The organism is Desulfovibrio intestinivivus (assembly GCF_053570665.1).
Window position 1 is genome coordinate 671,101 of the sequence record NZ_JBRBQT010000001.1, and the last position, 23,370, is coordinate 694,470.

General features: G+C 60.2%; 19 protein-coding genes and 1 tRNA gene. 5 read left to right on the forward strand and 15 right to left on the reverse strand.

Annotation, left to right across the window (positions count from 1 at the left end):
• Positions 1-95: 95 nt before the first annotated feature.
• A complete protein-coding gene (locus tag ACUZ9P_RS02930; protein ID WP_298995938.1) occupies positions 96-566 on the reverse strand; it encodes a phosphatidylglycerophosphatase A family protein in 471 nt (156 codons plus the stop codon).
• Between the two features lie 122 nt (positions 567-688).
• On the opposite strand from ACUZ9P_RS02930, the gene ACUZ9P_RS02935 reads away from it, so the two are divergent.
• Positions 689-1,120: a hypothetical protein gene (locus ACUZ9P_RS02935; RefSeq protein ID WP_449248585.1), complete on the forward strand. Its 432-nt coding sequence runs from the start codon at positions 689-691 to the stop codon at positions 1,118-1,120.
• A 41-nt stretch (positions 1,121-1,161) separates the two neighbouring features.
• Positions 1,162-1,246: transfer RNA gene (locus tag ACUZ9P_RS02940), tRNA-Leu, on the forward strand.
• Positions 1,247-1,533: 287 nt separating this feature from the next.
• On the opposite strand, the gene ACUZ9P_RS02945 is transcribed toward ACUZ9P_RS02940, so the two are convergent.
• From ACUZ9P_RS02945 to ACUZ9P_RS02970, 6 genes are all read right to left on the reverse strand, one after another.
• Entirely contained in the window at positions 1,534-2,358 is an 825-nt protein-coding gene (locus tag ACUZ9P_RS02945) for a 4Fe-4S binding protein (protein WP_449248586.1), read from the reverse strand.
• The gene (locus tag ACUZ9P_RS02950; protein WP_449248587.1) at positions 2,355-2,879 is read right to left on the reverse strand and encodes a 4Fe-4S dicluster domain-containing protein; all 525 of its coding nucleotides are present in this window, start codon (positions 2,877-2,879) and stop codon (positions 2,355-2,357) included. Before ACUZ9P_RS02950 ends, ACUZ9P_RS02945 begins: the two co-directional genes overlap by 4 nt.
• The gene (locus ACUZ9P_RS02955; protein WP_449248588.1) at positions 2,876-3,217 is read right to left on the reverse strand and encodes a chaperone NapD; all 342 of its coding nucleotides are present in this window, start codon (positions 3,215-3,217) and stop codon (positions 2,876-2,878) included. Before ACUZ9P_RS02955 ends, ACUZ9P_RS02950 begins: the two co-directional genes overlap by 4 nt.
• A gap of 78 nt (positions 3,218-3,295) precedes the next feature.
• Positions 3,296-5,566, reverse strand: coding sequence for a nitrate reductase (locus ACUZ9P_RS02960; RefSeq protein ID WP_449248589.1), 2,271 nt, complete (start codon positions 5,564-5,566; stop codon positions 3,296-3,298).
• Positions 5,567-5,675: 109 nt separating this feature from the next.
• Entirely contained in the window at positions 5,676-6,122 is a 447-nt protein-coding gene (locus ACUZ9P_RS02965) for a hypothetical protein (RefSeq protein ID WP_192112751.1), read from the reverse strand.
• Positions 6,119-6,691 carry a cytochrome c3 family protein gene (locus ACUZ9P_RS02970; RefSeq protein WP_449248590.1) on the reverse strand — a complete coding sequence of 191 codons (573 nt, stop codon included), beginning with the start codon at positions 6,689-6,691 and terminating at the stop codon, positions 6,119-6,121. The genes ACUZ9P_RS02965 and ACUZ9P_RS02970 overlap by 4 nt, the downstream gene beginning before the upstream one ends.
• A gap of 345 nt (positions 6,692-7,036) precedes the next feature.
• On the opposite strand from ACUZ9P_RS02970, the gene uvsE reads away from it, so the two are divergent.
• Positions 7,037-8,290, forward strand: a complete 1,254-nt coding sequence (gene uvsE, locus ACUZ9P_RS02975) for a UV DNA damage repair endonuclease UvsE (protein WP_449248591.1) — start codon at positions 7,037-7,039, stop codon at positions 8,288-8,290.
• A gap of 41 nt (positions 8,291-8,331) precedes the next feature.
• On the opposite strand, the gene ACUZ9P_RS02980 is transcribed toward uvsE, so the two are convergent.
• From ACUZ9P_RS02980 to ACUZ9P_RS03000, 5 genes are all read right to left on the reverse strand, one after another.
• Positions 8,332-8,853: a GNAT family N-acetyltransferase gene (locus tag ACUZ9P_RS02980; RefSeq protein WP_449248592.1), complete on the reverse strand. Its 522-nt coding sequence runs from the start codon at positions 8,851-8,853 to the stop codon at positions 8,332-8,334.
• Positions 8,850-9,164, reverse strand: coding sequence for a hypothetical protein (locus ACUZ9P_RS02985; RefSeq protein WP_449248593.1), 315 nt, complete (start codon positions 9,162-9,164; stop codon positions 8,850-8,852). Before ACUZ9P_RS02985 ends, ACUZ9P_RS02980 begins: the two co-directional genes overlap by 4 nt.
• A gap of 21 nt (positions 9,165-9,185) precedes the next feature.
• Positions 9,186-9,644, reverse strand: a complete 459-nt coding sequence (locus tag ACUZ9P_RS02990) for an MOSC domain-containing protein (protein WP_449248594.1) — start codon at positions 9,642-9,644, stop codon at positions 9,186-9,188.
• A 249-nt stretch (positions 9,645-9,893) separates the two neighbouring features.
• Positions 9,894-14,309 carry a translocation/assembly module TamB domain-containing protein gene (locus tag ACUZ9P_RS02995; protein ID WP_449248595.1) on the reverse strand — a complete coding sequence of 1,472 codons (4,416 nt, stop codon included), beginning with the start codon at positions 14,307-14,309 and terminating at the stop codon, positions 9,894-9,896.
• Entirely contained in the window at positions 14,309-16,321 is a 2,013-nt protein-coding gene (locus ACUZ9P_RS03000) for an autotransporter assembly complex protein TamA (protein WP_449248596.1), read from the reverse strand. The genes ACUZ9P_RS02995 and ACUZ9P_RS03000 overlap by 1 nt, the downstream gene beginning before the upstream one ends.
• Positions 16,322-16,426: 105 nt before the next feature.
• On the opposite strand from ACUZ9P_RS03000, the gene ACUZ9P_RS03005 reads away from it, so the two are divergent.
• Together ACUZ9P_RS03005 and thiM are read left to right on the forward strand one after the other, a co-directional pair.
• On the forward strand, positions 16,427-16,774 hold the full coding sequence (locus ACUZ9P_RS03005) for a DsrE family protein (protein WP_209818193.1): 348 nt from the start codon (positions 16,427-16,429) through the stop codon (positions 16,772-16,774).
• A gap of 96 nt (positions 16,775-16,870) precedes the next feature.
• Positions 16,871-17,704 carry a hydroxyethylthiazole kinase gene (gene thiM, locus ACUZ9P_RS03010; RefSeq protein ID WP_449248597.1) on the forward strand — a complete coding sequence of 278 codons (834 nt, stop codon included), beginning with the start codon at positions 16,871-16,873 and terminating at the stop codon, positions 17,702-17,704.
• 132 nt (positions 17,705-17,836) lie between these two features.
• Here thiM and ACUZ9P_RS03015 read toward each other — a convergent pair whose 3' ends face one another.
• The 3 genes from ACUZ9P_RS03015 to ACUZ9P_RS03025 form a co-directional block, all read right to left on the reverse strand.
• Positions 17,837-19,879 carry a cache domain-containing protein gene (locus tag ACUZ9P_RS03015; RefSeq protein ID WP_449248598.1) on the reverse strand — a complete coding sequence of 681 codons (2,043 nt, stop codon included), beginning with the start codon at positions 19,877-19,879 and terminating at the stop codon, positions 17,837-17,839.
• A 534-nt stretch (positions 19,880-20,413) separates the two neighbouring features.
• Complete coding sequence (typA, locus tag ACUZ9P_RS03020; RefSeq protein WP_449248599.1) at positions 20,414-22,243, reverse strand: translational GTPase TypA; 1,830 nt, start codon at positions 22,241-22,243, stop codon at positions 20,414-20,416.
• Positions 22,244-22,425: 182 nt separating this feature from the next.
• A complete protein-coding gene (locus ACUZ9P_RS03025; protein WP_449248600.1) occupies positions 22,426-23,337 on the reverse strand; it encodes a purine-nucleoside phosphorylase in 912 nt (303 codons plus the stop codon).
• Positions 23,338-23,370: the final 33 nt, after the last annotated feature.

Sequence of the window (23,370 nt, forward strand, 5' to 3'; positions counted from 1 at the left end):
CGCGGCGGCTTTTTCCGCCACCAGAGTGGCCTTTTGCGCCATTGGCCGCGCCCCCTTGCAGCTTTCCGCCTATTCAGTGGCCTTGCCCTTACGGCCTAAACAAGGCCCAGCACACGCAGCAAGGCCACGCACAGCAAGGCCCACACCCCAGCCACAACATCGTCGATCATGATGCCAAACCCGGCGGGCAGCCAGTTTTCAGAAGCCCGCACGGGCCACGGCTTCCAGATGTCGAACAGCCGAAAAAAGGCAAAAGCCGCCAGCACCAGCCAGAAACTGGGGCTTTCAAAAGGCAGCAGCACAAGCCACACCCCTACCAACTCGTCGATGACAACTTCGCCGGGGTCTTTGCGTTCAAGCAAATGCTCGGCACGGGTGGAGGCCAGGCCGCCGACCACAAAAATCGCGACCAGCAGCACCGCCCGCCACGGCAAGGACAAGGGCAGAAAAATATACGGCGCCAGCAGGCAGGCTATGGCGGTGCCCCAGGTGCCGGGGGCCTTGGGATCAAGCCCGGCAACGCCCAGACGGCAAAACGACAGAATCAGTTTGTCAAAAAAACTCATGCGGCCTCCGCTATGTGCGTGTTTTTTGTGCATCTTACGCCCAAAGGGCCCGCAAGACCAGCACTGAAGACATCCACGCGCAATTATTGCCTAAAGAGCTTCTTTGCCGTATATGCAAGCTCATGGACAAAAACCGCAGCGAACTTTTTGCCCACTTCAGCTATGACGACAGCCTCACCTACGAGGCCCTGCTTGAAGTGGAAGAAGAACTGACCCGCGAGGTTGAGCAGTTGCTCCAGCGGGCCGGGGCGGCCCATCTGGACTTTACGCCCCTGGGCGATGCGCTCATGTTCCAGTGCGTTTTTGAAGCGCACAGACTGTATGTGTACCGCAAGATTGCGCTTGAAATTGCGGCCCTGCTGCCGCAGGGCGTGCGCGGCAGACTGCTGTGCCTGGACAAGAATTTTGAATCCATGCATGTTTTCTGGCTGCGCCCCGGCGAATGGCAGGAAGAGGAACGGCCTGTTCCCGAAGACCCGCCAAGCGGCCTCAAAACATGGCGTATCGCAGGCTCCGGCCCGCAGGATCTCGCAGATGACGCGCCGGATACATAACAGATCATAGCGGCTCTCGCCGCTTGCCACGCGCAGCACATGCCCGGATGGTGGAATGGTAGACACAAGGGACTTAAAATCCCTGGCCGTTAAGGTGTGCGGGTTCAAGTCCCGCTCCGGGTACCAAGTAATATCAATGGAATTCCCGGATTCGTCAAAATGACGAATCCGGGAATTTGACTTTTTGGTCCACAGATGTGCCAATATCCCGAAAAATGAAACGATTATTTATGGAAATGTCTCATTACTTTGGCAGGGTGAACTTCTGTAGAATTTCAGTTCAATTTTGGAATTTTTTGCAACCATTATCACCTATCAGAGAAATTCAATCTTCCTGTCTGGCGTAGTGATGGCATGGAAACAAATCCGTGTGGGAAATGATACTGAGACAAAATTCCTGATTTGCTCCCCAACTATCTCTGGCCCATCCCCCGCCACTCCAGCGCCTTGCCGTAGCTCGCGCAGGTATTGACGCAGTCGCCGCAGTGGGTGCAGTCCCTGCGGTCGGGGCCGCCCTTACGGCGCGGATTCAGCTCAAGCGAGCAGGCCTGCTGGCAGGGAGCCTTGCCCTTGCAGGTGCAGTTTGCCGCCTGCCAGCCGATGCGCAGGCCCGGAACCTTGGCGGGCAGGCATTGGGCCGCAGCACCAAGCAGTACCGACTGCGGGCACACAAACCGGCACCACAGCCTTTTGCCAACCGCGAGCTCCAGTATCAGCGCTGCCAGCGGCACAGCCACCGCACCAAGTAAAAGCCAGAAGTCCCCACCCTGCCATACAAGCATGGGCAGGAGCGATAGCTCGCCCGGCAGCGAAACAATGCCCATTGCCGGAAAACCAGCCACCAGTGCCGCCGCAAGCCCGGCCCCCAGCAACAGAGCCTTGCCCGCAAATTCCCGACATTCCTTCACGTGCGCACCGCCTTGCCGCCCACGCGCCCAGTGCGCCAGCTCGGAAAAAAATCCGTAGGGGCATATCCACGAGCAAAAAACTCTGCCCAGCACCAAGGCCAGCGCCAGCGAGATCAAAGCCCCGATCAGCAGACGCTCACCGGGCAAAAAGCCCGTAGCCGCAACCTGGGCCGCGCCAACTGGGTCAGCAAAGGGAATTCCGAAAAAATCCAGCGCAAAAAAACTGCCGCTGATCTGGCGCAGTTCTGCGGCATTGAGCCACGGCAGCACGCACAGCCCAGCCACCACCAGCACCTGCGCGCCGCGCCGCGCCCACGCGAGAATCTTCATGCCTTGCCTCCGGGCGCTTTTTCCGTGGGAGCCGCCATTGGCGGCACAAACCGAGATGAAGCGGGAACAATCTCCACAGCCTGCACCGGGCAGACATAGTCGCAGATGCCGCAGCCTACGCAGGCAGTGGTCATGGCAGGCACCAGCCCGCCGCTCAGCACCACGGCTGTTCCGCGCAGGGGGCAGCGGTCGTAGCAGGTCATGCACATGGTGCCGGTTTTGTAATTATGGCAGCGGTCTTTAAGAATATAGGCCTGCCCCATTCCCGCCCGCGCAATTTCCTTTACGCCCGTGTCCAACGCCCCAGTGGGGCAAACGGGCGGGCATTTCATGCAGAGGTAGCAGGGTTTTCTGCGGGGGCGCACCTGCGGCGTGCGCCGCGAGCGGCCCAGACCGCCAGCCAGCTCAATACTTTCGTGCGGGCAGGCGGCCACGCACTTGCCGCAACGCACGCACTTGCGCAAAAAGGTTTCTTCATCCACGGCACCCGGCGGGCGCAGAGGCGGCACAAAAAGGCTCATTTCATCTCCCCTGCCTGTTCCCCGCTCTCGCCATCACCCGCGCCCGCATGGCGGCGCGATTCATGCTCAGGGCAGCCCATGTGCCCTTGCGCGTCCAGATCATCCTCATAATCGGCAAAGGCCAGATGCAGATCGTCCACCTCTGGCAGTTCCCGCAGGGTCATGAGTTCCTTCTGGATTTTGTCCGAAGGCTGCTCCACCACGACCACCAGCCCGCCAATATCCGCGCCATCCGGCGTGCGCTGCACATCCAGAATGCCGTCCCGGCCCTGCAAAACCTTTTCCAGCCCTGCACAGGCCGCGGCAGACGCACTCAGGATTATTCCCGCAATAGCCATATTCCCTCCCGCGTTGCCCCGCCCGCATGTCAGCACGCGGACGGGGACTCTCACACATATCGGGCTGACCGCCGGATTTTAAACCTTGCGCACCCGCGCTGCGCAGATCTTATACTCCGGCTCACGCGAACCGGGGTCTGTGGCGTCCAAAAACAGCTTGTTGACCAGCTTTTTGGGGTCAAAAAACGGCACGGCCACAAGCCCCGGCCTGCACACATCGCTCACGCGCGCGGGCAGTTCCATTTTGTCGCGCCGGGTTTCCAGAATCACATTGTCCCCGTGCTTCACGCCCAGAGAGGCGGCGTCCTGCTCGTTGATTTCCACAAAGGCCGCCGGGTTGGCCTTGAGCAGTTCCGGCACCTTGCCCGTCATGGTCGCGGTGTGCCAGTGGTCGATAACGCGCATGGAGGTAAGGTACAGCGGGTATTCGGCATCCGGCTCTTCCGCAGCGCCCTTGGCGGGCCGCATGAATATGGTGGGCTTGCCGTCCGGCTTGCCGTAAAAGAAGAACTTGTCCGGATGATCGGCTGGCACCAACGGATCATGCCCGCGCACAAAACGCAGATTGGTGCCGGGATGATCCTCCGAGGGGCAGGGCCAGATGATACCCGATTCCTTGCGCAGGCGCTCGCGCGTCATGCCGTAGAAATCGTAGGTAGTGCCCTTGGCCACCATGCGCCATTCGTTCCACACGTCCTCTGCGTTTTTGAAGTTCACCAGCTTGGGATCAACGCCTGCGCGCTTGGCGAATTCCACCAGGGTATTCACCGTGGGCCGGCACTGACCGGGTGAATCCACGGCCTTTTCTGTCAACGAATAACGCCGCTCGCCGCAGCCGTACACGCCGTCACGCTCGCACCAGAAGGAAGGCGCAAGCACAAGGTCGGCGTATTGCAAGGTGACGGCATCAGGAAAGGCCTCAATGCACACGATGAACGATTCCGGGTGCGACATGGCCTTGTGCACCTTGTTCAGGTTGGGCAGTGTGTGCGCGGGATTTGTCTCGCAAATGACCATGCACTTCACATCACCCCGTCCCAGGGCCTCAAACATCGCCACGGTGTGGTAGCCGGGATTGGGAGAAATGCGCCCTTCCGGCAGGCCCCAGAGTTTTTCCATCTCCGCCCGGTGCTTGGGATTGGGAATGGCACGGCCCGCTGGCAGCAGATGCGAGAGCGCGCCGGTATCGCGCACGCCGCCGCAGGCGTTGGGCTGGCCAGTGAGCGAAAACGGCGTTGCGCCGGGGCGGCATATCTGCCCGGTCAGCAAATGCAGGTTGTGGATGAGGTTATTGGCAAAAACCCCCTGCACGCGCTGGTTGATGCCCATGCACCACAGGCTCATGGTGGCGGATGATTCGGCAAAGGCTCTGGCCGCCGAATAAATCTGCGCTACGGGGACGCGGCAGATTTCGGCCACTTTTTCAGGCCGGTAGTTTTCCAGAAAGGCCTTGTAGCCTTCAAAGTCCGAGGGTTTGCCCTCGGCATCCACAAAGCTCACATAGCGCTGCCAGAAGCGCGGATTGTCCAGCTCCTCATTGATGATAACCCAGGCCATGCTGTGCATGAAGGCCAGATCCGTGCCGGGGCGAAAGGCCACGTGCATGTCGGCTATGCGGGCCGTATTGGTGCGGCGCGGGTCGGCCACAATGATCTTGATGCCCGGCTCAACCTGCTTGCGGCGGGCAATGCGGCGAAACAGCACGGGGTGCGCCTCTGAGGTATTGGAACCGATGATGAAAAAGCAGGTGGCCTGATCTATGTCGGCGTAGGTGCCCATGGGCTCGTCCTTGCCGAACGTGGTGGTGTAACCGCCCACAGCCGAGGCCATACACAGGCGAGGGTTGCCGTCCACGTTATTGGTGCCGAAGCCAGCCTTGAATATCTTGCTGGCGAGATAGCTTTCTTCCGTCAGGCACTGCCCGGAGCCGTACCATGCAACAGAATTGGCACCGTACGTATCAATGCTGTGCCGGAACTTTGAGGCCATGAGGTCAAGGGCTTCGTCCCAGCTCACAGGCTCAAGAGGGCCGCCTTTTTTACGCCGCACCATGGGCTGGGTGACGCGTTCCTTGGAATTGAGCACGGGAATGAGCAGCGAACCTTTAAGGCACAGCAGGCCCGCGTTGTGGTTGTTGGGGTCGCCCTGAATGGCAACGGCCTTGCCGTTTTTAACGCCCACCATCACCCCGCAGCCAGTGCCGCAGTAGCGGCATACGCCCTTGACCCATTTGTCGGGTTTCTGATCGTCCGCAGCAAGGGCGAGGGTTGGCAGGCCCACGCCCGTGGCCGCCGTCATAGCGGCAGACATGGCAAAGAAACGTAAAAAGTCACGACGCGATGAATTCATATCCGCAACCTCGCTGTTAGCTTGGCATGATTGTTTCTTTATGCGGGCCACCCTGCTTGGGGCTGGCCCACCCTGCGCCGCCAAATGCGGCGCATACCGCACGTGCGGGCTACCAATCCGTCTTGCCGCTGGGCATACGGTATTCGTAGGCCTTGCCGTGCATAGGGCTCTGGTGGTTGGGATGACAGGCGGAACAGTCATCGCGCTTGCCGAACTTGGCCTCCATGCGCTGGATGGAAAGCGAATGGCAGCGGGCGCAGACCTCAACCCCCGGCTTGCGGGTAAAGGGAATGGCCCCCTTGCCGTCAGGCATGCCGTGACAGGTCTGGCAGCGCACAAGGGTGATGCCGTGCTTGCTCTCGTACCATTCCTGCGCAAGACGCGGGGTGCTCTTCATGTGGCAGGCGTAGCAATCGCCCGCCATCTGCGGAGAATCCAGGTGCTTGGCCGCCTCGCAGCGCTCCGCAGGGAAGGCCCAGGCCATATACAGAAAATAGCCGCCCGTCAGCACCGCCAGGGCAAGCAGAACGATGAGCAGTTTCTTGTTGCGAGTCATGGCCGTATCTCCTTGATTTTCTGTGCGAACTTCTGATTTGCGGGAATGCGCTCGTCAAATGCGGGCAAGTGGGCAAGGTTGCGATGGCAGCCCACGCAACCGCTACGGGCCTGACCGTTCTTGCCTTCGTAATTGTCGTGCGCAAGGCGGCCCTCTGCCGAGATCGGCCCGTCTGCCTTGGCATTACGGGTCAAATCCTGATGGCAGGCGCGGCAGTTGGCATCGTCCGTAAAGCGGCGGGCAATGGGTTGCATGGCAGCCCGGTCAAGATCCGTTCCGCCCTCCACATTGTGAACCCACAGGTCTTTTATCCCCATCCATGCCTTGGCGCCGAGCATGCGGGCCAGATTGCCCGAAGGGATATGGCATTGCGAGCATCCGATGGCTTTGCCCTGTGCGTCCTTGGCGTGCGGGGAGAGCATCAGTTCATCCTGATACATGCGCATTTCGTGGCAAGACAGGCAAAACTCCGTCCGCGACGAATACGACACTCCCGCTGCCGCCAGGCCTACGCACGCGGCCAGGGCGATACAGCCCACAATCCAGACGCGCTTAGAAGGATACGGCATGGTTTTGGTCTCCATGGCTGATGGTGCCGCCATGCCAAAAGGGCATTCCCGCCCGGGGATATGCCTGCGGCAGGGCGCAAATTGTGAATTTCACCACAAAAAGCAAAAGAGGTGCCAAAAACCCTATTTTGAAAATTTGTGTGATTAGCGGTAGTTTGTGATCTTCTGGAAGGCAGGGGGCTTAGGATTTGTCAGAATAAAATGACAAAAGTCATCTTATTCTGACAATGTGACAACTGGAGCAGACAAAAAAACCGAGCCAGCCAACAAGCGGACTCGGGAACGTAAGCTTTTGGGGGTCTGGCAGCCTCTTGCGGCAAGGCGCAAATCCGCTACAGTAGGCCCATGATACGTTATGGATTTGCCTGCAAGACCATCGGGGTGCCCGGCGCTGACCTGAGCGCCCTTACCCTTGCCCGGGCCACGCCCGAAAACATGCTCGCCGTGTGCCGCCACAACCTGCGCGCACTGGGAACCATGCTGCGCTACTGCGCCTCGGCGCGCATCCCCCTGATGCGCATAAGCTCGGACATCATTCCGCTGGCCTCGCACCCGCAAAACACATTTGACTGGCGTGCCCGGCTGCACGAGGAATTTAAGGCACTGCGCGCCGTGCTGAAGGAAACCGGCATCCGGGTTTCCATGCATCCCGGTCAGTACACGGTGCTGAACTCCCCCCGGCAAGAGGTGGTGGAGCACGCCGTTGCCGATCTTGTATTCCATGCCGACTTTCTTGACGTACTGGGAGCGGACGGCAGCGCCCGCATAGTGCTGCACCTCGGCGGGGGCTATGGCGACAGGGCATCCGCCCTCGCACGGCTGGCGGAAAATCTGTTGGCCCTGCCGCCGCATGTGCTGGCCCGCATCTCGCTTGAAAACGACGAGCGCACCTTCACCATTGAAGATGCCCTGCACATCTGCGGAAAATGCGGCCTGCCCGCGATCTTTGACGTTTTTCACCATTCCCTGAACGCCCCGGCAAAGGGAAATCTGGCGTACTGGCTTGATCGCGCCATGGAGAGCTGGACCCCACAGCATGGCCGCCCCAAACTGCACTACAGCCAGCAGCTTGCAGACGGCAAACCGGGCATGCACTCGCGCACCATTGCCATGAGGGGATTTATGGAATTTCATCAGTCGCTGGGGCAGCGCGAGCTGGATGTGATGCTGGAGGTGAAGGACAAAAACCTTTCAGCCGAAAAGTGCATCCAGCTTACCAATCCAGGGCTGACGCGGCAGGAGCTTACGGCCCAGTGGGCCAGATACAAATATCTGGTGCTGGAGAGGGATCAGGCCGCCTACACGGGCATACGCGCTCTGCTCAAGGCGGAAACGCCCGATGCCAAGGGTTTTTATGCGCTGGTGGAGCAGGCGATGGAAAAGGGACTTTACGGCCCGCAAGCCCGCAATGCCGCAGAGCATGTGTGGGGCTATGTGGACAAGCTGGCCTCGCCCGCAGAAAAAAAGCGCGCCCTGGCGGGCATGGCAGAGCTGCAAAACGGCATTGCCGCCCTGCCGCGCGTCAAGCGCCTGCTGCTGACACTGGCCGAGCGGCATAAGGTGGAATACCTGCTGCACAGCATCTATTTTTATGTGTAGTAAAAAAATCGGCGCAGGGCAGAACCGTGCGCCGAAAGATGTCAGGCTGTTTCGCCCTGCCACTCCATGTGCAGCAGGGGATAGGGATTGCCCTGCCCGTCCAGAGCAGACCGCCCCACCACCTTGAAACCCTGCCGCTCATAAAAAGTCAGAGCCTGCGGATTCTGTTCGTTCACGTCCAGCGTCAGCCGTGGATGCAAAGCCCGCATATGCTCCAGAAGCGCCCCGCCCACACCGTGACGGAAGCAGCGCGGTTCAACAAAGAGCATCTCCACCTGCGCGCCGTTGCAGCCAATAAAGCCCGCCAACATGCTGCCCGCTGCGTGTTGCGCGGGTGCAGCCTGCCCGCAAGGCGCAAGCTCCGCCACCCATAGAATTTCTACGCCCGGCAGGTAGGCGTTACGCACATCATGAAACAGGCGTTCCACCTCGCCGGAAGGCAAAAAATGGTGGGTGGCCTCCACGCTGCGCCGCCACAAATCCGCCAAGGCCGCATGATCGCAGGCCGTTGCCTGCCGGATGCGCAATGTCTGCAAAAGAGCCTTTTCGTCAGCGCCGCTCATCGAACATTCTGATGAGCAACCCCGGCCAGCAGCCCGGCGGTGCGGTCGACACGCAGGGGCGGCACATGGCTTTGCACCTCAAGGGTAAACTGCTCCTTGACCAGCTGGCCGCTGTCGAGCAGTGCGCGGGCGCGAGCCTCGCGATCAGGCGCGGCAGAAGCCACCGCTGAGGGCGACTGCTCATACCCCTTGGCGTACTTGGGCGAAAAGTGTCTTTCGACCAGCGCCACGCAAACAGTATAGGCCACAAACACGACTGTTACCCCGCCGAGAAACAGCGCCGTGCGCAACAACATCTTAAGCGTTTCCATACGTCTCCCGACCTGAACGTGTTATACAGGCGCGGCTTCCCCGGCAGAGGGAGCCAGTACTTCCATCATGTCACCCGTGCGCACAGCGCCGCCGTGCAGCACTTTGGCAAATACGCCCTGGGTGGGCATGATGCATTCGCCCATGGTGTGGAATATCTGGCAATGACTGTGGCATTCCTTGCCGATCTGCGTAACTTCCAGCAGCACGTCATTACACGCAATGCGGGTTCCCACCGGCAGAGCGGCAAAATCAATACCGTCCACTATCAGATTTTCTCCAAAACAGCCGTTGGCGACCAGAGCGCCCCGAGCCTTGAAGGCCTCAATGGCCTGCCACGAAAGCAGGCTGACCTGACGGTGCCAGTTGCCCGCATGGGCGTCGCCCTCAATGCCGTGATTTTCTAAAATATTTGCCTGATCCACGGCCTTTTTGGCCGTGCCTTTCTTCTGGCTGGTGCAAATAGCTATGATCTTGCCCATAATGCTGTTCCTTTGCTGTATTCATGCCTCGCCGCCTGCAAGCGGTTGCCCGCAGTCTGCCCCAGATAGGCGGCTGCGTCCAGTCAGGAGGCGGGCCCGCTACCCTGACACCTCATATATACTTGTCCAACCCCGCCAGATCGCCGTGGGCGAAAAGCCAAGCAAACAGGTGCGTGAGCCGCAGCGCCACCTAATAGCACTATTTACGTAGGTTATCACAGCCTGCGCGCGCCGCCAAGGTGAGCCGCATCAGTAATTATACTTCCAGGTCAGGCCGCCCTTGGTGCTCTGCTGCTCGGTGCGCAGTTCAAGGTTGGCCTTTGGGGTCAGCTCCAGCTGAAGAACAAAGGCGGTTGTGCCCTGCTTGGCGCCCTGCTCTACGCCCACATAAATATCTTCTGTGAGGTACTTGCCCATCTCCACCGAGCTGCCCGCAGCCATGCCCTCGCCGCCTTGGCCCGACTGGCCCGTCCCGTTTGTGCCGGAAGCGCCGGAATTGAAGCGCAGCACATCGACGCCCAGCGCCTGACGTGCAGAATCCAGCACACCACCGCCTCCGCTGCCCGAGCCAAATCCGGCCAGTTGCGCCACGGCGGCGGCCAGTCGCAAATTTTCGAACCGCCCAAGCTCGCTGGCACTTTTGCCAAAAAGTATCTGGGCCAGAATTTCATCGCGCGGCATTTCAGGGTCGCTGCTCAGGATCAATTGCATTTTGCGCACAGTACCCACAATGCTGATATTGGCCGTGAGCGCAGGGGTCTGAGTGGTCAGCATGATGTCCAGCAAGGGGTTGGAAACAGCCCCGCCGCCAAAGGTCACAGCGCCCCGCGCCAGCTTGAAATTTTTGCCCAGAATATCAAGGCTGCCTTTTACTGCGTTAAGTTGGCCGGAGATCAGCGGTTCTGCGGGTGTGCCGCCCACATGCATGTCTGCCTTCCACTCGCTCTTGAGGCCAAACCCTTCCACGACAAAACGGCCGGGGATGACAATGCGCAAGTCCAACAGGCCCGCATTGCCGCCAGAGGCGGGAGCCGTTGAGGCCGGGGCAGCAACAGCAGAGGATGCGGCCTTTTTCCCCTGCGCCACGGCAGGCGTGGGCGGTTCATGCCCGGCTCTGGCCCAGGCGGGCGAAACCTCGCTGATGGGCAAGGTGGTGATGCTGCCGCCCACATCAAGATTGTTAAGCAGCACAAGGCCCTGATTCACGGTAACTGTTCCTCGTACTTGGGGCGCTGCGGCACTGCCAGCCACAGAAGTCTGCGCGGAGAGTTCCACGCGGATGTCGCGGCGGCGCAGGGGACGCAGATGGTCAACCACGGCCTTGAAATCAAGCATACTGCCGTCAAGCCTGCCCTGCCCGGTGATACGCGCTGTACCGCCCTGCCCGTCGGCTGCGCCGAGGTTCAGACGGGCAAGCCCCAATGCGCCGCCGCGGCCTTCTTCAAGATCAAGCCGCAGGTTGATGCCCGTGAGCAGCACGCCGTACTGCAAATTTTCGTAACGGGTGTCGTCCATGCGCACAAAACCCTTTGGGGCCGGGGCCTCAAGGCTGCCGCCCACATCAAGCGAAAGCGCAAGCCGCCCCGCAAGCCGCTGGTCTGCCACTGGCATCAGGCTCCACAAGGGGGCCACGGCTCCGTTCCAGCGCACTGACGCGCGCAGCGGCCCCTGCATGTTCGGGCTCGGCAATCCGTCCGGCCCGAAAAGAAGGGGCAAACGTGCCTCTACCCGGCATTCTGTGCCGCCCAGAGCCGCCACCGTGGCCTGATCCGGCACGAGGCGCAGGGCCAGAGCGCCGCCGCCAGCGTTGTCCCTCTCCAGCTTTCCGGTCAGCGCAAGGTTCATGGGTTTGAGCGCCGCACCCGGCACCACAAGACCGCGCACATCCACACGCAGATCCCCGCCGGGCTGGGCCGGGGTGCCGGTAAGCCTCGCGCTGGCCTCAAGCTCGCCCTTGGGCAAGGCCGGGATCAGCACATGCCAGGGCGTGAGCGAAAGATGTTCAAGCGTAAGTCGCATATCAAGCTTTTCCGGCCCAAGGGCGGCCTGCGCCCGTAACCTGCCGGAAGGCTTCATGGCTACATCAAGACCACTGACCGCCAGATCGCCCGCGCCGTAGCGCATTGTGGCCCCTGCCGCCGCGCGCAGGCCCAGCTTTTGCGCGGGCAGGTCAAGATCAAGACGGCGCAATTCAAGCAGGCCGGGTTGCCAGCGCACTGCGCAGCGCGTTGCGGCAAATCCGCTTGTTTCGAGGCTGGCCTCCAATGGCCCGAATATGGAACCCTGCGCGCGCAGCTTGGCACCAAGGCGGATAGTCCCGCTGCGTACCCCGGCGAGGTCAAGCCGGGCGGCAAGCAGGCCCTTGCCGAGGGCATCGGTCAGCACCGCCTCGCCCTCCAAACCCTGGACTTCCACCGGCTGACCGTTGCCTGCCCGGTAGGCCAGCCGAGGCACACGCCAGCGAAGCGTTGCCTGCTGGGTGTACGCGGCCTGCGGAGCCGAAGGCTGCATTGTCTGGGCCTGAGGATTCTGACCTGGGGGACTCTGAGCTGGCGGACTCTGAACTGATGAATCCTGGCCTGACGAATTTTGAGATGTTACGGGCACCACAGGTTCCGCCCGCTGCGAAACGAATTCGAGGGAGAGTGCTGCGTCTCCGTCCAGCCGCGCCCCCGGCAACATGGCTGACAGGGCCTGCCAGTCGGCCACGCGCACATCCACCTTGCCGTCCACGCGGGGCATGCCGCCCGTCAGAGGTGGCAAAGGCAAAGCCGCAGCCAACTGACCGGAACCAGCCACGCCCAGCAACTGACATTGAAGATCACGCACGCCAGCGCGCAAAAGCGCATGCCCGTCTTCCCTGCCGTTCAGGGCAAAAAGCGTAGCGCCAAGGCGCTGTGGATGGCTATCCACCACGGCGGAGGCCTGCACATTTACTGTCAGTTCCGCTGCCTGCGCCGCATCTTTTTGTCCGGGGTCTGACAGCCCGACTTCTGCCGGAGTTGCACTTGTCTGCTTGAAAGCGCCAAGCAGCACCCGCCCCCAGTTGAGCGGCGTGGACTCCAGTTTCAGGAAAATATCCGCCAGGGCATGCCCGCCCACGTTCCACGCGGGGCAATCCAGCGCTATCTGCATATCTGGAGTTTGCAGCGGCCCCTTTGCAGTGATGTGCAACTGGGCGAGTTCCGGCAGCAATGTACTGCTTGTGGAAGGAACGGCAGCTGATGCAGGTGCGGTCTTTTCAGCAGCGGCTTTTTCCGAATCAGCTTTCCCGCCAGTGTTGGCCTGAATATCCACATCCAGCAGCCCTTCCAACCAGGAAGCGGCCTCGCCAGTGTCCCACTTTGCATGCCCGGCAAGGTGCAGAGGCCCGGCTTCCACCCGGATGCTTTCCAGCGCGGCGCTGGCCCCGGCGGCTTCACCACCAGCGGCGGGAGCAGTGACGCGCGCGGCAAGGCGCGCCTGTGCATAGGTTCCTTCGCGCAGCAGGGCGGCAAGCACGCCTGATTCGGCGGGCAGATTCCTGGCAGAAGAGATTTCTACGGAAGAAGAACTTGCAGGAGAAGCAATGGAAGCGTCAGAAGCCCTGCGCAATATCGAGGAAAGCTCGGCTGTGGCATCAAGGCCAAGAACTTCGCCCACGTGAGAGGGGGTGAGAATCACTTTGGCTGTTGAGTCAACCCCGTAGATTGCCGCCCCGCCAACGTACAAAGGGCTATCTTCCGCGCAGGCGATTCTGAGCTGCAAAAAGGCTTTCGCGCCCTGTATTCCACCCTCCACCCGCAGGCTGGCCTCAAGAAGTGCGGCGGCGGAAGCTTTGTTTTTCCCTCCGTCCTTCGCTTCGGGATGCGGCTCAGGGCGCACTCCGGGCAATGTTGCGCCAGATGCCGCTGGCTGGGCCTCTGCGGTAGAAGGCGCACTTTTTTGAGCATCTGGCGCGGCAACCTTTGTGGCTGGCGCAGTTTCATTCCGGGCAGCCGCAGGGGCCTCCCCACCCAGCAAAGCTTGAGGCAAATGGGCATTGAGGATGTTCAGCCCGCCAAGATGCACCTGCGGCAACCAGCCGGGCAAACCGCCAAGCGTCCGCAGCGCATCCCCCAGCATGGCACGCAAGGCCGCCTCAGTCAGGGGCGGCGCAGGCGCAGGAACGGGCGCATCCGGCAGTATGGGCAAGCGCAACAGTTGCGCGTCATTTACATATACGGAAGCAATACGCACGACCGAAGGCAGGGCGCGCCAGTCCCACTGTACGCGGCAGTCCGGTAGGCGCATCCACAGGCCGTCATTGTCGAACAACTCCACACCAAGAGAAAATTCAAAGGGCAAAGAGCCGGAAAGATGGGTGATTCGCGCCCTCACCCCGGCAGGCGGCGCGCCGGATTCCGGCGCAGCTTCCATAGCCGTATTGATTTTTTCCGTCAGCCAGCCCTGCACGGAGTCGCTGCGCAGGGCCGCGAGGGTTGCAGCAAGGGCAATTACGCACAGCAGTACGCACAGGCCCAGCGCCCAGCCTGCGCGACTCAGCCACTTGCGAAAAGGGCCACGGCCCCCGCCAGAGGGGTTCCTGTGGCCAGGCTGACCCGCGCTGGGGGAAACCTTGCCGCCCAGAGCGGCAGATGCGGAAGAAGAGGAAGACGGCGGGGCCGCGCTGTGTTCCTGATCCATCAGAAAGACTGTCCTATGCTGACGTAAATCTGCACCGGGGGGTCGCCATCAATGGGCTGCAAGGGAAAGCCCACATCCAGCCGCACAGGGCCGATGGGCGTGTAGTACCGCAGGCCAAGGCCAGCGCCCCAATTCATGTCGCCAATGATGCGCGGCAGCTCGTCCCTGTAAACCATTCCGCCATCAAGAAAAGGCACAATGCCCACATCTTCGGTAATTTTATAGCGCGCCTCAAGATTGACCACCTGATAGGAGCGCCCGCCCAGCGGCTCGTCCTTGTGGTCGCGCGGGCCGAGCGACTGATAGGCATAGCCGCGCACAGAACCCGCCCCGCCCGTATAGTAGCGCAAACTGGCCGGGATAGTGCGCAGCCCGGCGCCCGCAAGCCCCCCGGCCTCGACCCTGCCTGCAAGCACAAGCTTGTCGTCCGGCAGGCCGTCCTTGCGGAAGGGGGCGTAATAGCCGCTGGCGGAAACAACACCTGTCATAACGTTGAATGATTCGCCATAAAAGCCCGTGTAGGGCTTGACCTTGACAGCAAGCTCCGAGCCATCGGAAGGATTGAGGATATTGTTGCGCGTGTCGCGCCGCAGGCCCACCCGTGGCCCAAAAAATCCGTAGCCCTTGGGATCCTGCTCGTTATCCTTGATGGAGCCGCTTTCGCCCCCAAGGCCTGCGCTGCCCCACCACTGGCGCGAAAGCCGCCGCTCGATATCGCCGGAACCGCTGCCCGCAATTTTTTCGTAGGCGCTGGTATCTTCCCGCAGGGTGGAACCTGTAACAAGCAGTTTCTGCTCTCTGGCCATAAAGGCAGGCTTTTCAAACACTGCCTTGAGGCCCTGTGTTTCCGTAGCCAGAGGCGCTGTGAGCGTGAGTTTTTCTCCATTGCCGAAGACATTGCGGTTCTCCCACATGCCTTCCACACCGAGGCCCGTATCCGTATCATACCGGGCGCTGCCCCCCACCGAATGGAAGGGGGCTTCCGCCACGGTCACTTCCAGAGGCAGCACGGAGGCGCTTTCGCGCCCTGCGCCCCAGGCGAGATTTTCTTCCAGAGGTTTAACCTGCACCGAGCGGAACAGGCCCAGACCGCGCAGCTTGTTGGCGTAGCCCTCCACCATGTCCGAATCCCACGGCTCCTCACCAACATTCCAGGGGGCGAGCCGCTGCACGTATTCGGCATTCACTTCTTTTGCTCCGCGCACTTCGATGCGGCCCATGAGCGCAGGCGGGCCGGGGTGCACCAGGATATCGGCATTGAGCTTGCGGGCCTCGCGGTCAAGGGTATAGCTGGTATCTGCCACAGCGGCGAGGGGGTAGCCCTGCCGTCGCAAGGATTCTGGCAGGGAATCCACCGCCGCGAGCAGGTCATCGGCCGCAATGGGCTTGCCAATGGCTACACCCGGCAAAACAGCAGGGAAGGACGGCGGGGGCACGGGTTCCGTTTGCAGCCCCCAAAAGCCCACCTCTCGCTGCCTGTTGCGAAAAAACTGCGGGATGTCGGGTTCCGGTTCGTAATATACATCGGCGCGGCCAAGGCTGTAGCGCTTGCCTGGCGAAAGAACGAGGTCAACAACAACGGGCGAGGCGTCCTTGTCTATTTGAACGGAAGCAAGGCCGTCATAATAACCTTGGGAGTGCAGCAGGCTTTGCGCGCTGGCAGTGTCAACTCTGGCGCGCCTTTCCAGAGCCAGCAGACTGTCTGGCGGCTCCTTGGCAAGCTGCACAAGCTGGCTTGAGGCCTTCATCTGCCCTGCCAGAGAATCTGGGCCATCCTGCACCTTGATGCGCACCTTATACGGCACTGGATTGCCCTGCCACGCCGTTTCCAGCCCCGGCGGCGCTGGCTGCGGTTCTTCTGCGGGCGCGCGGGCCAGCAAACCGCAGCCCCCTGCGCACAGCAGCAGCACCGAGACAGCGAAGGCTCGCAGTACGGAAAGGCTGTTCGCCCTCCGGGGGTGTAGTTCGCCAAGGGTGGAGATCATGCCGAACCATACGTTGCCCCGCCGCATGAATCAAGAACCATTCGCAACTGTTGCTTGCAAAAAACTGCCGCTTGGCTAGGATTGTCGCAACAGGCCTTGCAGCCTGTGCAACGCATAACAACAGGAAGAAGTATGAATTACGATCTCTGCCTGCACATGGACAGCAAGGACCCCGCCATTCTGCGCCTTGTTCTTCGTAATGCGGCCAACTATATCAAAGCCCTGCCCGAAGAACGCTTTCAGATTGTGGTTGTAGCCAACGGCCCCGCCGTCACCCAGTTCGTCAAGGGCAATGAAGAATTCCGCGCCATTGCGGCCCCCCTGCAGGATCAGGGTCTGCGCATTCTGCTGTGCGCCAACGCGCTGGCCGACAACAAGATCGACCATGCCGACATCTGGCCCGGCTGCGATGTTGTGCCCGCTGGTCTTGTGGAAATTGTGCGTCTGCAACGCGAAGGCTTCGCCTACATCAAGCCCTAGGACGGACTGCGTTTCTGTGGGCATCTGCGGTGTCTGAGCGCGTTCTATCCTGCGCTTTTTTACTATTGCTTCCGGTCTGGCCGGGGGAGACAGAGCATGGAATGCTTTGGGGAAATTCTCGACATGGTGCGCCGCCAAAGCCCCGTGGTGCACAGCATTACAAACTATGTGACAGTCAATGACTGCGCAAATATCATTCTGGCTGCGGGGGGATCGCCCATCATGGCTGATGATGCGGCGGAAGTGGAGCAGATTGTGGGCCTCAGCTCGGCCCTGGTTCTCAATATCGGCACACTCAATACCCGCACGGCGGCGTCCATGCTGGCGGCGGGCAAGCGCGCCAATGCCCTGAACATTCCCGTTGTGCTCGACCCTGTGGGCGCGGGCGCTTCCAGCCTGCGCAACGAAACACTGCGTACCCTGATGCGGGAAGTGCGCTTTGCCGTCATCAAGGGCAACAGTTCTGAAATCCGTTTTCTGGCTGGCGACAAGGCCACGGCGCGCGGCGTTGACGCCGATGAAGGCACGCTCGTTTCAGAAGACAACCTTGCCGCCTCGGCCCGCATGGCTATGGACATGTGCGCCGCCACTGGTGCGGTTATCGTCATAAGCGGTCGCATCGACATTGTGGCCCACCCCAAGGGGGCCTGGGCCGTCAGCAACGGCGACCCGCTCATGACCCGCATCACCGGCGCAGGCTGTATGACCGCCGCCGTGGTGGGCTGCTGCGTGGGCGCTGCCCCGGCTGAGCTGCCGCAGGCCTGCCTGTGCGCCATGTGCTCCATGGGCGTAGCCGGGGAAATTGCCGCAGAAAATATGGGGGCCGTGGGCGGCGGCACGGGCACCTACCGCACCCTGCTGCTGGATGCCATGAGTTCCCTTGACGGCCCCGCCATCACCTGCCGAGGCAAGGTACAGCACATAGCCTGACCTGCGCCAGAGTTCAGCTACTCACAAAGCCCGCCGCCGCTCGACATTTGAACGGCAGCGGGCTTTTACAATTCCGGCGTCTGGTTGGCAAAAAAACTTTTAGCTCAGGTTACGAATACATATGTTCCTGCTCTAAATTGGCAGCCGCACAATGCAGAACACATCGTTGACGTATCGCCCATCGCGCTTGTATTCGCGGTAGCCGCGCGAGCGCGCGCAGCCCACGGCATACAGTACACCGTCTACAGATTCGAGCTGCGAGGTGCATTCACCCTGCCCAAGGGCCAGCCATTGGGGCTGTAACTGACAGCTTTCGCCGGGATGCATGTGGGCTTCGCTGGCGGCCACAACGGTTCCGCCCGCTTCGGCAAAAAAGCTTGCTGCCCCGGTGATCACTTCGCCGTCCCCATTCTTGGGCAGGGTATCGCCCAGCATGTCCGCAAACTGCGGCAGGGAATCAAAAACAATGCCTATGCCGCCAACGGCCTGCCCCCCCTGTGGTGCAAACACGGGGGCGCTGTACACATAGGTGGGTTGCGTCGCGCCCTTGGGGTGATACAACTCAGTAGCGCGAAAGGGCGAGACGGAAAAATCGTCCGAATCCTTGAGCGACAGCGTGCGGCGTACATACTCCTCGCCTATCTGTTGCCCGTAGAGGCCACGTTCCCCGGCCTGCGAACAGGCCACCACAGTTCCCCGCGCATCGTAGAGAAACAGGTTGGAATACACCGTATAATAGCTGTTGATGTATTCCAAAATATCCTCAAGCCGTGAAAGGTCGCCCCTGCTGATGGACGGCTGGGCAAGGATACGCCGAAAATCCGGCGTCAGCGCCCACCAGCGGCAGTCGTTGGCCCGTTCATACAGATTGCGATCCATTATTTCCACGGTGATGGAAGCCAGAAACGAGGCATCGTTCAAACGCGAAGCCGTAACCGTTTTCAGCAGGCCATTGGTGAAATAATGGAACTCATGCTCCATCTCGATGCTCATTTTGCGCACCGCATCCAAGATGGGTGGCAGGGCCTGGGCGGCGTGGCGTTCGTCATCCCGCGCGTTGCCGCTTTGACGGGCGGCCATTATCTGCCCGTTGAGCGCCGCCAGCGTCAAGTCGCCCATAACATCGCCAGCCTGTTCTTCAATGCTGGTCAACTGAGCGGAAAAGCCCGCCTCCCGCCGCACGAGGGCAACATCGAGCTCTTCTGCCGTCTTGCTGGCAAACGCGCTTTGCGCGTTGCGCAGCACGTGGGTTTGCCATGCCTGTCCCACATAGCCCTGATAGCCTTCTGAAGGACGCGAAACCGCCAAGGTTGCCTTGCTGGCATAAGAGGTCACGGCAAAGCTGTCCTCCGGAGTGCGGGCAAAGGAGCGCCCAGCGGGAACCAGCCGTGTATCGCTACTGGCAAAAGCCTGGCCTTTTTCATCCAGCAGCAAAATGACCATATCCTGCGCAAACCGCGCCATGCCCGCAAAAAGGTCTGCGGTTTCGCCGTCCATATCAAAGACGAGGCAGAGCACGCCCAAGGGTTCGGTGACGCCTTCAGCCCGGATAGCATGGGAATACACAAGGGCCGACCTGCCATCGGGGGCGAGGTCTGTGGGCCGAAATGTTTCCACATATTCCTGGGCGGCAAGCGTCCGCCTGACCAGCGGATCGTTTGAGGCGCTCACCGGCCTTTTGGTATCAAGCTGCACGCACACCCGGCCCTGAGGATCAAGCACCATAATGTCGCGGTACACGCTGTATTTGGAGCGGTAGGCTGCAAGCCGGGCGCGCAGCGTGGGCACATCGCATGCGCCACTCTGCAAAAAACCCACAATTTCGCCATCTGTTGCCAGAAAGCTCACGTCCGCAGTGCGCTCGTAAAGATTGCGCTTGATGATGTCCATAACCACCTGGGCCACGGGCGACATTTCGCGCACGGCTTTTTCAAGCAGTTTTTCGCCCAGCATGTTGGTCATGTCCTGCCGCAGCAGGCCAAAAGTATCACGGGTTTTGAAGATGAAATCAAAGAGGGTGGCGGCAATGGCGTTGCAGTTGATCTTGCCTGTGAGGGCAATCCACGTCCATTGCCGTTCCAGTTGAGAAAACACCGTGTGGCACCGCCTGATATCAGGCATAAAGGGAATCAGCTGCTCAACGGCCTCTTTCGTGGACGCATGGGGGTCGCGCACAATCACCTCGCTCGGATTTTCTCTCGGCGCCGCAACGCAGAGCTAAAAAACGGACTATTGATAATCCGTTGCAAATTATAGTAACTGTATCAAACCTCAAGCGGGGGGGCAAAGAACTTGTGGAAAATTTGCATAAAAGTCAATAATACTCTGATTTCTTTTTAGGAAGTATTTTTGCGCATCAATAGGCCTATCTTATTAAAAATGATAAGCAACAAACTGCAAATTTGTTAGTACACTACTCATCAATGGCAGCCAAATACATTTCATCTTTTTGTATTTGAGCATGTATTCAATACACATAATCAAATTATTATATGTACTGCGTACAGAGCAGCGTACCATACCTTATCGACTGCATAATAAAAACTTAAGGGCATTTGCCTGAAGAGCATCGCCAATCATAGCAAAAAATCCTGCCCCCCTACAAAAAATTCATGTGCGCCGCGCAAACAACAACACCCCCGCAGGGCATGGCCCTGCGGGGGTGAACTATCTAAATGAACGGCAGGAAGCCGTTCGCGATGCTGATGCTTAGTTGTTCTTGCGCTTGCCTGCGGTCTGGTAGCGCTTCATGGCCGAAAGCTCGGCCTTGCGCAGACGGATGGAAAGAGGCGTGACTTCCACCAGCTCATCTTCGCGCACAAAGTGCAGGGCGTGTTCAAGTGTCATTTTTTTCACCGGGGTAAGGGTGACGTTTTCATCCTTGCCCGAAGCGCGCAGGTTGGTGAGCTTCTTTTCCTTGGTGGGGTTCACGTCGATGTCGTTATCGCGGTTGTGCTCGCCCACGATCATGCCCTCGTACACCGGGTCGCCGGGTTCCACAAACAGAACGCCGCGCGGCTCAAGGTTAAAGAGGGCATAGGCCACGCCAGCGCCAGCGCGGTCGGCAACGATGGAACCCGTGTAACGCGTGGGGAAGTCGCCGCGCCATTCTTCGTAGCCTTCCACATAGGAGTTCATGATGCCGGTACCCTTGGTATCGGTGAGGAACTCGTCGCGGTAGCCGATAAGGCCGCGCGAAGGCACGCTGAATTCGAGGCGCACACGGCCTGTGCCGTTGTTGACGCAGTTGAGCATGCGGCCCTTGCGCTGAGCCAGCTTGTCAGTCACTACACCCATGAACACTTCGTCGCAGTCCACGTACAGGCGTTCGATGGGTTCGATAACCTTGCCGTTTTCGTCTTTGCGCAGAATAACTTCGGGGCGGCCGACGGAAAGTTCAAAACCTTCGCGGCGCATGGTTTCGATAAGGATGGCCATCTGAAATTCGCCACGGCCCTTGACCAGGAATGCGTCGCGGTCAGCGGTGTTTTCCACGCGCACGGCCACGTTGCGCAGGGTTTCCTTGACCAGGCGGTCATAGATGGCGCGGCTCTGCACAATCTTGCCCTCGCGACCGGCCAGGGGAGAGCTGTTGATGCCAAAGCGCATGGCCACGGTGGGTTCGTCCACGCGGATGCGGGGCATGGCGCGGGGATTGTCGCGGGTGCAGATGGTATCGCCGATGGTCACATCTTCAATACCTGCCAGAACCACGATATCACCGGGCAGGGCCTTTTCCACTTCCACCACCTGCAATCCATCATACACCTGAAGCTTGGTGGCGCGCAGGGGCTTGGCCTGACCATCCTCGCCAATGCAAGCCAGGGATTCCTTGGCATAGACCGTGCCGTGCATGATGCGGCCCACGGCCAGACGGCCCAGATAGTCGGAATAATCGAGGTCGGCCACCAGCATCTGGAAGGGCTGCTCGGGGTCATGGCTGGGGCCGGGGATGTACTTAACAATGGCATCGAACAGAGGCGAAAGATCCTTCTGCTCGTCGTCAATGTTGTTCATGGCCACGCCAGCGCGCCCAATGGCGTACAGCACGGGGAATTCAAGCTGGTGCTCGTTGGCGTCCAGATCGATGAACAGGTCGTAAATTTCGTTGAGCACTTCCTGGGGACGGGCGTCCTTGCGGTCAATCTTGTTGATGACCACAACCACGGGCAGACCGGCCTCAAGGGTTTTGCGCAACACAAAACGCGTTTGCGGCAGCGGCCCTTCAGAGGAGTCCACCAGCAGGATTGCGCCGGTAGCCATGGAGAGCGAACGCTCCACCTCGCCGCCAAAGTCGGCGTGGCCAGGGGTGTCAATGATGTTGATCTTGACCCCTTTCCAGTTGACGGCGCAGTTCTTGGCGGCAATGGTGATGCCGCGCTCGCGTTCCAGATCCATTTTGTCCATCACGCGGTCGTCAACCTGCTGGTCGGCGCGGAACACGCCGCCCTGCTTGAACAGACCGTCCACAAGGGTGGTCTTGCCGTGGTCAACGTGGGCGATAATGGCGACGTTACGAAGGGATTCATTGTGCTGCATGGCTTTGTGCCCTTAAAAAACACTAGGTAGTGCGGTTTTGTTCCCCGCCGGGGGGAGATTCCGACTGGCAGCGAAGCTGCGCCAGTTCAGCGCCGGGTTCGGCCGACGCAGGCAGGGGGAAAAACCGGCAGTCGGTATTGTTTGTTCTTTAATGATGTCCGGGCCGCGCTTTTACGCACTTTTCAGAGTTTTGTCACCATCGCGCGGATGAGCCGACCCAGATTTTTGCCCGCCACAGCGGCCACTGCGAGGATTTCTTCCAAGGGGGCCGGGGTCATGCAGTCAGGTAAATTTTTATTGGTCAAACATGAAAGGCCAAGCACACGCATGCCCATATGACGTGCCGCAATGATCTCAAGTACGGTGCTCATGCCCACGGCATCGGCGCCCCACTGGCGGTACATGCGTGTTTCTGCGGGCGTTTCCATTTCCGGCCCATGCACGCCAATGTATACGCCGCGCTCAAGCCGCAGACCCATTTTTACTGCGGTTTCCATGGCCATCGCCCGCAAATCCGCGTCCAGAGGCGCGCACATGTCGGGGAAGCGCGGCCCCCATTCCTCAACATTGATTCCGGTAAGGGGCGAATGCCCGGTCTGGTTGATGATGTCGCTCATGCACATGATGCCGCCAGCATCAAACTGCGGGTTCAGGCCGCCCGCCGCATTGGTAATGATAAGGGTTTTTACGCCCATCAGCGCCATAACCCGCACACCCATGCAGACCTCAGCCGGGGTGCGTCCTTCATAAAGATGGCAGCGCCCCTGCTGGATGAGCGCATAGCGCCCGATGGAGTCGTCCTCGCCGCACGCTCCGGCAAACCGGCCCCATACAAATGCGCCCGCATGCCCTTCCACGCTGGAAGCGGGAAAACCCGGCAAGTCGGTATAGGAAACAACAACACGGTCTTGCAGTTTTTCTGCCAGAGCAGAAAGCCCCGTACCCAGCACAATGCCCACAGGTGCATCCGCATCGGGCGCGGCCTTGGGATCAAGCCTGCGCGCTCCCAAGGGCAAGGCCAGAGGCCCCTGCGCGGCCTGAATGGCGTCACGGAGTGCCGTTGCGGCGCGCTGGACATCCTGAAAATTTTGCATAGAATCCCCTTCTGAAAAATACGCTCAGTGGTC